Annotated in this window: 8 protein-coding genes; all 8 read right to left on the bottom strand. The window is 40.1% G+C overall.

Going from position 1 to position 13,894, the window contains the following annotated elements; all coding sequences use genetic code 11:
• Positions 1 to 13 precede the first annotated feature (13 nt).
• The 8 genes from EJP82_RS20720 to pgmB all read right to left on the bottom strand — a co-directional run bounded on the left by EJP82_RS20720 (position 14) and on the right by pgmB (position 13,881).
• Positions 14 to 877, bottom strand: coding sequence for a GNAT family N-acetyltransferase (locus EJP82_RS20720; RefSeq protein WP_170220254.1), 864 nt, complete (start codon positions 875 to 877; stop codon positions 14 to 16).
• Between the two features lie 161 nt (positions 878 to 1,038).
• Complete coding sequence (locus EJP82_RS20715; RefSeq protein ID WP_127193973.1) at positions 1,039 to 6,015, bottom strand: endo-beta-N-acetylglucosaminidase; 4,977 nt, start codon at positions 6,013 to 6,015, stop codon at positions 1,039 to 1,041.
• 358 nt (positions 6,016 to 6,373) lie between these two features.
• A complete protein-coding gene (locus EJP82_RS20710; protein ID WP_127193972.1) occupies positions 6,374 to 7,831 on the bottom strand; it encodes an ABC transporter substrate-binding protein in 1,458 nt (485 codons plus the stop codon).
• A 121-nt stretch (positions 7,832 to 7,952) separates the two neighbouring features.
• Positions 7,953 to 8,819 carry a carbohydrate ABC transporter permease gene (locus EJP82_RS20705; protein WP_127193971.1) on the bottom strand — a complete coding sequence of 289 codons (867 nt, stop codon included), beginning with the start codon at positions 8,817 to 8,819 and terminating at the stop codon, positions 7,953 to 7,955.
• 1 nt (position 8,820) lies between these two features.
• A complete protein-coding gene (locus EJP82_RS20700; protein ID WP_127193970.1) occupies positions 8,821 to 9,756 on the bottom strand; it encodes a carbohydrate ABC transporter permease in 936 nt (311 codons plus the stop codon).
• 93 nt (positions 9,757 to 9,849) lie between these two features.
• Complete coding sequence (locus EJP82_RS20695) at positions 9,850 to 11,181, bottom strand: response regulator transcription factor (RefSeq protein WP_127193969.1); 1,332 nt, start codon at positions 11,179 to 11,181, stop codon at positions 9,850 to 9,852.
• Positions 11,182 to 11,201: 20 nt separating this feature from the next.
• A complete protein-coding gene (locus EJP82_RS20690; protein ID WP_127193968.1) occupies positions 11,202 to 13,010 on the bottom strand; it encodes a sensor histidine kinase in 1,809 nt (602 codons plus the stop codon).
• 232 nt (positions 13,011 to 13,242) lie between these two features.
• A complete protein-coding gene (gene pgmB / locus EJP82_RS20685) occupies positions 13,243 to 13,881 on the bottom strand; it encodes a beta-phosphoglucomutase (protein WP_127193967.1) in 639 nt (212 codons plus the stop codon).
• Between the last annotated feature and the right edge of the window lie 13 nt (positions 13,882 to 13,894).

The raw sequence follows: 13,894 nt of genomic DNA, 5'->3' as shown, positions 1-13,894 counted from the left end.
ATTCGGATCCCAATTATTTTACGCTATAGGATAGGTTCTCAACCTCAAGCTCAAACCCATAAGAGAAGTACAAATTTTTAGCAACTGAGTTTGGATCATCCACAATTAAATACACAGATTTAATAGACTCATCACTAAATGCTTGCTTTAATGAATTGCTTAACAGCGCTTTACCGTAACCTTTACCACGGAATTGTTCATCCACAGCAAGAATCTCTACGCAGAGGTTGGAGCTCCCCTCATCGAGTCTTAGCACACCATACCCAACCATAACACCCTGTTCAAAGATGCAGTATGCTTGCCTATTTCTCCCTAGGGACTTAATAATATCCGTACCCGAGACATATGTGCCAGGGAATATGTTATCGTGCAGTTTTATTAATTCATCGCTATTCTCAGCAGAGATTAATTCAATATTCACTTCGATACTTTTAGGTATGTAATTTATACGTTCTAACTTAAGAGAGCACTCATTACCATTGTAATTTGCATTCAATAATTTCATTAGTTTTAAACAATCTGTGTTCCTTTGATCAAAATAAAAATTAAAGCGGGTGGATTCATTTAGGAGTGTTTTTGCAAAATCCAGTATATCTTTTGCTATATCAAGAAAACTAGCATCATCAATAAACGGTCCAACACAATCTGCCGTATGTTTGTCTACATCTACAAAAAAGCCCATAACACCAACTAACTTATCTGCTTCATAATAACCTACAACGGCATGTTCTTCATCACTTATCATATGTTCGAAATCTTTGCAGATAGAATCATATTTTTTACTGCAATAAGCTGAGCTACTTTCTGGTTTGCTGTTAAGCTTAAAGGCTAAATCGGCACAAGATTTAATTTCTTCTAGATTACATTCTTTTATCATTTGTTTACTCTTCTCCTTCCCTTTAGTTCTCTTCATCAACTGATCTAGATTTCCATAAATATACTACATGCCTACTAGCATAGGTATGACATACATCCCACAACAAAAAGACTGCCGATTCCTTAACAGGATCGGCAGTCTTCCTCACTACGGCTTTATTATTACTTTAAATAGTTCAGGATAAATTGAGCCGCTTCCGCTCTTGTTGCCAAATCATTTGGAGCAAATTGATTTCCAATACGTCCTTTTACCAACCCTAGAGCTACTGCTCTTTGAACGCTATCTTTTGCCCATGAAGCTATTTGCGCCTCATCGCTAAACTCAGTTGAACTATTATGAGGTTCATTACCATGTTCCATTGCATAAGCACGCATTAGAATCATAACGATCTCTTGTCGACTAATGTTAGCATTGGGTTCAAAATGATCAGATGTCCGTCCGCTTACAAGCCCGTATTTGACCATTTTGGCTAAATCCTCTTCGTACCAAGCACCCACAGCTACATCGCTAAACGCTAGTGTTGCTTTGTCTTTCAAGTTCAGTGCATTTGCTACAATCTTGATAAATTCTGCTCTCGTTATAGTACGGTTTGGTTGATATTGTCCCTCTGAAGCACCTTGAATCAAATGCTTCGCAGCCAATATCCGAATGCTATTCGCTGCCCAATGGCTCTCAGGAACATCTTCAAAATTCATTGTGTATTCAAGTAGAACATAAGTACCTAAGGTATCAACCTCTACTTCCATTGAATTAGCAACACGACTACCACCAAGATAAATTAATGAACCATTGTCTGCAATTTTATAAATGCCTAGTAAATCAGCATTCATGGTAGCATCAATTGGCAAACTCAATTTTACAGGCTTCACTAAGTTTGAAATACGGTGTACTGTACCATCTGTCGCTACAATGCTGATATCAAGCTCAACAGCGTTACCTTGAAGTGAAGTATGCGGTCCGCCATTTATAACATCTTCTTCTATCGATTTTTTAGGAGTCACTTTGACCTGAATCTTACCCCCAGCAAGTTGCTCCGTAGTTAATGTATCTCTCAATTGCTGTAACAATTCAGGTGCAATCCCTAGAGTTGCCCCCTCGAATTGAATCGTTAGTTGATTCTCTCCCAGTAGGTTTCCAGTATCAGCTGGAAGTTCCACTTCTATAACTTCAGAACCAATAGAAATAACTACGACTCCGTTATCTGACAATTTTCTTAACTCTCCAGCCGATACCACCACTTTATTCGGGTTAGATGGAACCGGAACTGGTGTTGGTGCAGGTGTCTCAACCGAAGCAGAGCCAGAGCCAGAACCTGTGTCTGTGTCTGAACCAGAGTCAGGAGGTGTTACAGGAACGAATACAACTAGAATCTCCTGTTTGGCATTAACCAAGTTAACATAAGCTTGTTTAATCAGTTCGATCGAAGAGTCTGGTGTTAATGATTTAGCCTCTGTATACGCATTGTGGGCTTTCAAGTCTGCGATAGATTTTGCGGTATACTGGTCATTATTCACCAAAGCATCGATACCGGTTAGAAGCCCAGATAAACGATTCCATTCCGATAAATCAGCTTTTGGGGTTACCGTAAGAGTCATTTCCGTACTCGTTCTTGTAGCAGGTTCGACTCCCTCTTTTCCTTGCAGTACCACACGGAACCCTTTACCGTTATCTTCAGATGTAGCCGTAAATGTATATACTGCTGAAGTCACTGTTTGTGCATTCCACGTTTCCTCATCCTGGGATTTCACTTCCCAAGTGATAGATTCTACATCTCCACTAGTAACAATAAACAGATTTGCCTCTTCACCTTCATTAACGATTTTACTAGCTTCGAGATCAGTCACGAAATCAGGTGCCACCCACTCTGTATCCGCAGGGAGTATGTTCAATGAAATCTCCGACTCACCTGTTAATCCTGTTTCATTAGTGACGACCACTTTGTATTTATAACCATTCATGTTTTCATCAACTACAGGTATTGTATAGCTGGACTCAGTTCCAAGCGAATCACCATAACCGCTACCATCATCCAAGTACCAAGCATAAGTTAATTCTCCTGTACCTGTAACTACAGTTGTAAGATTGGCAGTCGTTCCTGCTCGAAAAGTCCCATCTTCTAATATACTGACTGTTGGGGCATCAGTTGCCTTCTCAACCCACTGCGCTTTAAGTGTCATTCCACCTGTTACTGTATCTTCAGCGAAATTCCACTTTACATTATTGTTATACCAGCCCTCAAGCTCGTATCCATCCTTAACCACACCGGTTGGCTCTTCAATTTTTGCTCCAGCAATTGCCTTGATTACTGCTGGTACTGGCGTCCCTCCATCAGAATCAAATGAAATATTATAACTCTTCACTAGATCTACTTGTTCAGATAAATTTCCTGCATAGTCTTCCATTACAACATGTACATTGCTAGCAGTCGATTTGAAACTCAAGCTCGCTTTTGTTGTGCGTCCACGAAAAATTTTCTCGAAGTTTCCAGAACTATACGTAGTCGCAAATGATCTAGGTTTGCCGTCTTCATAGACATATAGATATCGCCAGTCTCTCGTATTAGGCATAGGCAAATTAAGTGTGTCGCCGTCCCATGACCATGCTTCAGCATAGGGTTCAACGATCTTGTCAATAAAGTTGCCGCTCATGCTTACCGAATTCGTATTGCCTGACGAGATCGTCACGATATAATCATCACCGTTTGCAGGCATTCCTGTGAATGTAGCTGTTCCTGAACCCGCAGGGACCACAACTTCCTCTGATACCGGTACTGGAGTTGTTATTTTGTTCACAGAGCGAACTTGTACTTTGATATCACCGGATGCAGCTTGACCATTACTCCAAGACACAGTGAAATCTCCGTTTTCTTCGGAATTAACACTAATATTTGATACAGCAGCAGTCAGATCAAAGTTTAGCGTTGCTGCATCACCCTCAAGACCGTCAGCACCTACAGGAACTACCTTCAATACTCCTGATTGTGCAGGAAGATTTTTGATATAAAATACTTCGTCATATTTGCCACCAACAAAGATGTCATTTACATATACATTGTATTGCTTCACTTTGGAATAATCCGTATCCATATTCCATTTAATGTTCATCTCATTTGTATCCGTAAAGGCTTCTGTAATACCTAAGCCTGTTGGAGCAGATGGTTTGACAGCAGAACCGTCATATACTCTGATCTGTCCAATATTCATTTGATAGTTTGCAACTTTGTCTTGTCCCGGGTCAAATACTAAGCCAAAAGCAGCTATGGATTTGCCGTCATATTGTCCTAATTCCACTTCTTTTGTTAACCAGCCTGCCGTTTTGTTTCCACTATCTGAGATAGGAAGTTTAACAACCTCAGTCGGATTATCTTCGAAAACTAATCCGATAGACATATTGGATTGATCATCTACAGAAGGTTTATTATAGGAAATCGACAATTTAGAATTTCCGTTAACTTGTAGATCAGTCTTGTACAAACGCAGGAAGTTTTCCGCATCCAATTCTCCATTCACTACAAGTGAGCTACCACCATTAAATCCACCGATTTGCTCATAGTTATAACGGGCAGTGTCCGCAATACTATATTTTGAACCATAATCAAAATCAACGGTAAGCTGTTTACCTGCTGTCTCCTGCCACCACTGCCAAGTTACAGGTATATCTTGTAAACTCATATTTGACCATTCGCTAGTACTAGATTCAGTACCGTTCACATAGTAAGACAAACCATGACCAGTGTTGAAGTTCGTATAAAAGTTTGAGTCTCCCACTACTGATCGTTCCGTAATAACCGAGGCAATCCCTGGCCAGTATCTGTTATCAGCGTATACGTCACTAACCGTGTTTGTAGCGCTCACTGATACATTTGCAGGGTTTACATTCGGTCCAGACCACCACAATTGATCACGCAAGTTAGTCATCCATTGATAATCATTGTCTGATCTGTTACTAATAGGCCAAGATTTATTCATATCCTCATCAAGACCAGCATGAACAAAATCTGCCCCTAATGTAGCAACGCTTAATTGTGGTACTCCATTACTAAGTAATTTGTTGATAGCAGTTCCATTTGCTTGTTTAAATCTGTCTCGCCCCCCTTCAAGTCCTGCGAAACCGATATCATAAATGTTATAGTTTGTTCCATAAGTACTATTCAAATTATTAATGTAGGTTTTTGCGCTGTTAATTTGAGTACTCCCCACACCATAATCAAAGAAAAAGGATTGCGATACTTTCTCACCGGTATTCTTGTCATACAAGAATGAAATATTATTATCATTAAAGGTTCTGGCAAATGTATTGGCGCCATTCGCGATACTTAGTGAATCGTACCATTGTACATATAACCCTGACTTTTGTAGCGCTTTCATAAATGCGATGTAATCTGGGATATCCCCTACCGCAACGTTAGGACTAACTTCCTCTTGGTTGATGAAATATCCATCGTAGCCAAAGTAGTTGGCCATCTCGGCCATTTTTTCCGCTACAGGAAAGTTACCATTCTCATCCTTAACGATCATTTGTTTATACGTTTGTTGTCCACGGTCATTGTTAGAGAAGAAAATTCCCGCTAAAGACAATACACCATTTTTATGAGCTGCGTCCGTATAGGTCGGGTTCGGGATATTCAACATACCGAATTCGAACCATTTCTGCTGCCAATTACTTTGAGCCAAGTCGTCGTAATATTCTGCTGGTGTATAAGCCGTAGCTGTACCATGCCAAGGAGAATAATAATCAACATATTGCCAGAAATTGAAATGATACTGTGCAAATTTATTTGTATAGGCTGCATTCTCGATAAAAGCGTTTCCATAATCGCCCGAGACATTAGTCATTTTCACATCTGGAGATAAATTAGGATTTGCTTGTGTCGCTGTAAATGCATCAATTCGATTTTGTAGAGGTACGTGGGCTCTTAACTTTTCAGCATCCGGATCAGTTTCTGGACTCCATTCCATAATTTGTCCACTGGTGTATCCATGTACATTTGGCTGGTTCTGCCCATGCGCACTTTCTTCCTTAAATGGCCATGTATCACCTGCATACACAGTAAGTGGCAAACCCGAAACCACCAATGTAACTACCAACACTATAGCTGTAAGCCTTGGATATGATTTTCTCATAGTGTGAATATTCAAGTTAAATTCTCCCCTTTAAGTTATAGAATGAATTGCAAATCACCATGAACTTGTACAGGCGTAAGTCCGTCTTCAGATCACCCGTTAACTTGATCCTCCCCTCATACTAAATTCTTCCACTATAACTCAATTTACCTGATGAAAGCCCTTACTTATAGTGGTGAAAATAAAGATTAACTAGACTAACTAAAGATACAAATTTTCAATAAATACATAACTAAATGTTTTTGTTTCAAGAACATTCCATTATCTAACTCATATATCCTAGTGTTAACAAGCAAAAAAACACCCCCTAGAATGAGCATGATCGAGAAGTAGATTCTCAATATGCATTCTAAGGGGTGCTTTTCAATTTATATTATTTCTGTGCCACTTTATCAAAGAAAGTCTCTTGTACATATTTCGCTGCTACGTCCAATTGAGATTTAGAATCCGTTCCTTTTTTGGAGAACGATTCTTGTACCACGTTGGACATTGTTGCATAGTAATCTTGAGTATTATATTGTGCTTCAATCTTACCCTCTAGCAATGTGAAAAGTTGTGGATCATATTTGTATACATTATCGTATTTAGCTTGAATGGCTTCAACTTTCTTACCGTATTCGGAATCCCAACTGAAGTATTCCATTGGGTTAGGAATATAGTATTTGTTATCGGCTTTTCGAGCAGCAATTGTATCCTCTACCGCTTTCAATGCATCATCGCTGAAGTAATCAAAAGTGATGTAACGGAATGCCATTTCTTGCTCATCTTTTGTTGAGTTAGGGTTGATAACCAAGTAGTTACCGCCAAGGATACCGTAGTGTTTACCGCCCTTTTCTGCAGCAGGCATCGGATATGCAACTACGTCTTCAGGCTTCATTCCGCCTTCGTTCAATGCAGCGTTAATTACATCAAATGCTCCTGCAATAACCATTGCTGTACGTCCTTGTTGGAATGAACCAACCGCGTCCGACCATCCCAATGCCCAGTCTTGCGGGATTGCTTCTGCTTCCCATCTTAATTTCTTGTAGAAATCCAGCGCCTTCACGCCAGCCTCAGAGTTAAATACTGCTGTAACTTTTCCATTTTCGTTAGATTGGATTTCACCGCCAGCTTCGAACAAGAAGTTCGTCCAGTTCCATCCTGATTCGTTACCTTTACCCATTGGCGCGATCCCCGAAATACCTTTTTTCGCATCCGCAGATGCTTTAGCCGTATTCAGCATATCATCCCAAGTCCAATCAAGGGATGGTGCTTCTACTCCTTTGTCAGCCAACAACTTCTTGTTAACAACGGTGGAAGTAATATAACCATTTTGAGTTACCCCGTAAACTTTACCATCTCTAATAAATTGCTGTTGAATGACAGGATTGATCTCATCTTTGTATTCCCAATTGTTCCACAGATCCGTAATGTCTGCTACCCAACCGCGTTCAATCAGAAGGCTAGCTTCAGTAGCCCAAGTGTTATAGAAAGTAGGGGCTTCGTTGGAAGCCATTTTTACTCCGATCTCATCAACGGAATATCTCCAGTCGTCTTTCACGATGGTTACATTCGGATATTTCTTTTGGAAACGAGCGATTTTATCATCTTCTGTTGCCTTAAGTGTAGTTTCGTCTGGAAGTGGGTAGTGAATTTTGAGTGTAATTTTTTTGTCGGCAATATCTTCTGGTGCGGCAGCATCCGTGGAAGTATTTCCTCCGGCACTAGCATTATTTGTTGCTTTGTTTCCTTCATTCTTTGTGTTGTCTGCTGCTTTTTCCTTACCACCACATGCTGCGAGCAGCGAACCGAACAGCAAGATACACATCATTACTGCTGAGAACTTACGCATTGAAACTCCCCTTTTCCATAAATGTTGTTTTTGCTTACATTTCCATCTTAAAAGAGGAACCGTCAAGAGACGATGTGCATTCTTATGGCGATCATGTGCAAGGCTACGATAAATGAAAACGCTATCCTTTAACTGCCGATAAGTTAACACTACGCATAATAAACTTTTGGAAGCCCAAGAATACGAAAATTGGCGGAATCATGACCATAAACAAAATACTGAATTTTACGCTGCTATCCAGATAACGTGCTTGAATTACATATTTGTAGATGGCTGTAGCCAAAGTGAACTTATCCTCAGTATGCATAACCAGAGAAGGCCAAAACCAGTCATTCCAGGCCGTTGAGAAAATAAAGATCGCTAGGGTCGCAAAGATCGGAACCGACAATGGTATCGCAATACGAATATAGCTGGTTAATTCGGAAGCCCCATCAATTCTGGCAGCTTCGAATATTTCTGGATGAATACCATCAAAGAAGTTTTTCATTAATAGGAAATAGTAAGCATTAGCCCCCGCTGGAAGCCAGAAAGCCCAGTACGAATTTAACAATCCTAATTCCTTCAGATTCACAAAGTTCGGAATCATGTAGCTAGAAGCCGGAATAAACAATGTCATCAGAATGAAGAAATAAACTACCTTGCTGTAAGGAACTCGAATACGCGATATACTGAACGAAGCTAGTCCAAGTACTACAATAGTTACAACAAGATTACCTACGAAAATAAGCAGTGTATTCTTCAAAAACATAGGTAAGTTAATGTAATTCCAACCTTCCTTGAAATTCTCCCAATGTAATACCGTAGGGAAAAAGGTAGGCGGGAATGTATTCACTTCTTGATTGCTCTTAAATCCGTTAAACATCGTCATTAGAATCGGATATAACATAGTACAGGCCATAACCCCAAGACATAAAACCATAACACCATAAACAATTTTATTTAACGGTTTATTCAAATCAGAATCCGACAATATACCTCTTTCTTTCATATCAGTATTCCTCCCTGTTCATTCTGAATTGAAGTATTCCCAGTACACTCAGCACAATGAACATGAGCACCCCGAGTGCCGTACCGGCTCCATAATTCAATTGAGTAAACGCATATTTTACAGTGAGGAGAGCATAGGTCATAGTGACTTTGTTCGGACCACCATCAAGCATGGCTAGTTGCGATTGGTAAGCTTGAGAAGTTCCGATAATTTGGAGTATTAACATTAATATAATCAAGCTTTTTAATGAAGGAATGGTTATATAGCGAATACGATTCCATACACCCGCACCATCGATTTCAGCAGCTTCATACCAATCCTTTGGAATACTTAATACACCCGCCAGATAAATTAGCATCGCCGAACCAAACTGCTGCCACGTCTCCATAGTAACCAAGGAAATCATAGAGAACCTGCTGTCTGAAACAAAGGACACCGACTCCACTCCAAACAATCCCAAAAAGGCATTGATCGGACCCACGGGATCGTACATCCATCTCCACAATCCATACAAAACTACGCCCGGAACTACATAAGGCAAGTAGGCGGCAATCCGGACAAAGCCTTGGAAAAATCGCAGTTCAGATATGGCAATAGAAGCAGCAATTGGTACCCAGAACCCAATGATCAACGCTAATAACATGTAGTATAAAGTGTTCTTTATGGAAAGCATCAAATCCGGATTACTAAGAATGGTTTTATAGTTTTCTAATCCGACAAACGTGTTGCCCTTTACAAAATCAATGTTATAAAAGCTGTATACGATCCCTTTGAAGATAGGAACCCACAAAAATATGATAAAAATAACGACCACCGGAACTAGAAAAAGATAACCCCACATATACTTTTTAAAGTTTGATGTTCTTTTAAGACTGTTACCTGCTTTCCTTTTAGGTTCCTTTTGTATCTTCCCCACTGAAACCATCGTTTCTTCCATCAGTTTCCCTCATTCCTCTTAGTGTCTATATAACATTTTAAGAAAGTAAAGGATCTGCGAACATGTCTAAAACTATTTGAAGTATAGTCGTTCTTACTTCTTCAGTTCACTAGGGCTGACACCGAAATATTTCTTGAAAATTTTACTGAAATGTTCTGGTGATTCGTATCCTACTCGTTCAGCTATTTCGTATCTGCGCATATCCGTATTCAGAATGAGAGATTTACTCTCCTCCATGCGGAGTTTAATCACATATTCCCATAAGTTATAACCTGTGTTTTTCTTAAATAAATAACTTAAATAATTGGGGCTGACATGATTCTTCTTAGCAACGTCATGAATGGTGAGCCCTTTTTGGTTATAATTCATATCGATGTATTGTCTAGTGTTCTCGACAATCTGATTGCTTTGCTTCGTCAGTTCTTCTGGAGAAGGATCCTGCGAATAATTATGCCAATTGAAATCTCCGTAATAGAACACATGATAATCTCCTTGCTCTTCGCCCCACTGCATGGCTTTGTCCGCTTGCCGACTTAAAACATTCAGAAATTCTACACCTTTCAAAATCTGACTAAATCCAACGATAGTAGAAATACCTAAGTATTTGGAGACATGATAGTGTAGACTTCGTCCGATCATTTCTAGTTGGTTAATCTTGTTCATGTCGAGTTCCGCATACTCCTCCTCATTCCATTGGATTAGAATGTTAATCTCACCTTTTGCAGAATAGAAGGCAAGAGCGTTCCAATCCTCATGTAACAGTTCTTTAGCCACGTTCAGTGCAGCATAACGAAGCAACCGGTTATCTCGGTCAGTAATGACCTTATTTCTATCTTCAAATTGAGTTCCAAGTTTCATTCTCATCAAGGAGAAGTAGCAGCCCGTGATCCCCAACTCTTCAAGCAATCCCACGAGCTCGTCTTCACTCATAGTTGGGGTAAAGGGATCTTCCAACAAACGGTTTAACCGTTCATTCTTCTCAGGACGGAGCTCTTCCATATGGAAGTGTTCTGGACTTCGGGTCAAAAAATCATCCATTTGTGTTACTGGCTTATCCATTTTCAACAATGCATTACGTACCGAATCAAGGAACTGCTCGCTGTTCAGCGGCTTGATTAAATAATCCTTAGCACCCAGCCTTATAGCCATCTGGGCATATTGAAACGTCTCATGCGCCGAAATAATAATCGTCTGCACCCACGGTTTGATCATTTTGGCTTGTTGCATCAATTCCATTCCATTCATCTCACCCATCTGGATGTCCGTAACGAGTAGGTCAATGTCCTCTATCCGAACATAATCCAAGGCTTCGTGCCCACTATAAGCCGTATAAATCTGTCCAATTCCTAGGCCAGAAGATGTCAACAGTCCTGCCAAACCTTTACATATCAACGGCTCATCATCAACAACCAATATATTGTACATAGAAAACTCCCCCTGCCTTCTTATTCGTATGTCTGTACAGATTTAGGAAGATTAATGATTACCTTGGTCCCGCCTTCCGGACGCTCTGCATAAACAAGACCATATTCATGTCCAAAATGAAGCCGGATCCGCTGTTGAATATTTCTTATTCCATATCCAAACTGCGGATTATGCTTCTCATCGTTCAGTAGTTTGTCGATCGCTTCATAATCCACTGGTTTGTATCCGTTATCCTCGATCTGAATATATATCCGTTCTTCATCCTGGGTTGCGCTAATGCAGATTTCACCGTCTTCTCCCATATGCTTGACCCCGTGGATTATGGCATTTTCTATTAATGGCTGTAATGTGATCTTAGGAATAATGATTGAGAGTAATTCATCAGGTATATTCCTGGAAACTTGGAATAAGTAATCGTACCTATGTTGCTGCAATTTGATATAAGCACTGGCATGTTCTAGCTCTTCCTCTAAAGTAATTAACTCTCTTCCCCGGCTAAGACTGATTTTCATCAATTTAGACAATTCCTTGATCATCTCGGCAGAAGCGGTATTCCCCTCCATCGTGCTCTTCCAATAAATACTTTCCAGCGTGTTGTATAGTAAATGTGGATTAATTTGCTGATACAAAATTTGCAATTGAGACTCTTTTTGTTTCAGATCCATATGGTACTTATAATGGATCAATCCATTCAGTCTCCTGGCCATATCATATATCGTAAAGATTAGGACACTGACCTCGTCTTTTCTCCCTCGATGCGGGGTCTCAGGCACTACATTACCGGGTTCATACCTTCTGACGAAATACACCAGCTTTTGCAGTGGAGTCATTAAAGACCTCCAAAAATACAGCATAACCAGAAGTCCTACCACAAGATAAACAACCGTCATTAGCTGTATGACTCGTTTAATTTCATTCTGCTGCGCTAGAAGGGCTTGAACCGGTACTCTATATATAAGTTTCTGCTGAAGAACATGGTTATAATTAATGACATAAATAAAGTCATTCGTGATGACATCCTTAACTCCGATCATTGATTCTCCGAGATCCGCTTCTGGTGGTAGATCTAGGAAAGGACCATGTTCTGGTGCTCTAGCCGTAAGAATCCGGTTATTCCAATCTGTAAAATACAATTCACCTTCTGGAAGTGATACTGTTTGCATTGATTCGCCTATTCGAGCGTCCATGTTAGAAACGACAAGAACTCCTATTGTCCCATTCTTATAGATGTTGTTGATCGCCCTAACGTAGGCTAGTGTACTCTGATTTCCTTGGCCTTTGGACTCAGGGGCTAGATGTTCAATTAACTTTAAGTACCCGTTTCCTTTTCTAGATACCACTTCGTCAAACCATTCCGGCTTCTCATCACTAGAAAAAAAATAGACTCCTGCTTTCTTCGGGTTGGGATAGAATGGAGCGAAAAAATAAGTGTTCTCCGGATCATATACATATAGAGAATAATAAAGTGGCTCTCGCTGATCCGTTTCCTGAGAGTATGTACCTAGCAGAATCTCCAGCTTTTCATAGCTTTTGACCCGCGTAAAGACGGTCTCTTCCGAAGAAACAGGATTGAGTCCCTGTACTAACGAATTCTGAAACACCGTTGATGTCACCTTGTTGATCGATTCTATATCGCGATTAATCAGTCTGAAATTTTGTTTGTTCAATTCAATATAAGCATTGGTCACATGTCGCTTTAGAATTTGCCCAGCTTTGTAATTGCCATAAGAGTTTAATATGAACATAGGAATAACTAGTACGAGAAATAACAGGACCATCTGTTGCTTCACATTTAATTTATTCAGTGGATTCTTCAAACCTAACTTCAATTGTCATGCACCCCCGGCACTTTAAATATATCAGTAAAAAAAAACTATCAGTATGTGCATTTCTACTAACATCATGAGCATTTCTACAATTGCTACTCTGCGCATACTGCCCCTACCGTAAGACAACTATTACTTTATCGTCATTATATAGGGAGATGTAGATACCAGTACAGAAACTAAAAAAAGGCCTCAATCCTGCAAATTAGCCAGGATCGAGACCCATCTTCAATTTCTATTGTGCTAACAGTTCATATAAACCTGCGATAACAATATCCGCTTCTTTCAAGATATCAGGACTGCCAATCCCGACGACTTTGGAACCCGCCGCTTTACCTGCCTGAACACCTGCTTCCGCATCTTCAAACACAACGCAATCTAAAGGATTTAACTGCAATGCCGCACTCGCAGCAAGGAACACTTCTGGATCTGGCTTAGCCTTAGATACTTTAGTGCCGTCAATTACGGCATCGAATAAATCGGTAATGCTCAATCTCGACAGAATAAATTCTGCATTTTTACTTGCGGATCCCAAGGCGATCTTTACTCCCTGGCTTCTAAGTAGTTCTAAGTACTCTTTAGCTCCGGGAAGAATCTCTGAGGGGTCTAACTGTGATATATAGTTTATATATTCCTTATTCTTGGTATCTGCCATTTCCAGACGCTCTTCTTCCGTAGCTTCTACCCCGCCAACCTCTAGCAGAATCCGTAGTGATTCAACCCGGCTAACTCCTTTTAAACGTTCATTATGTGCTTCTGTAAATTCGAAACCAAGTCTTTCAGCCAATGACCTCCAGGCTAAGTAATGATATTTCGCTGTATCAACGATTACTCCATCTAAATCAAATATCGCACCTTTCATTCCACTTAGCATGTCTTCTCTCCTT

The organism is Paenibacillus anaericanus (assembly GCF_003994475.1).
Lineage (GTDB): Bacteria > Bacillota > Bacilli > Paenibacillales > Paenibacillaceae > Fontibacillus > Fontibacillus anaericanus.
This window is presented reverse-complemented; position numbering and strand designations above follow the sequence as displayed.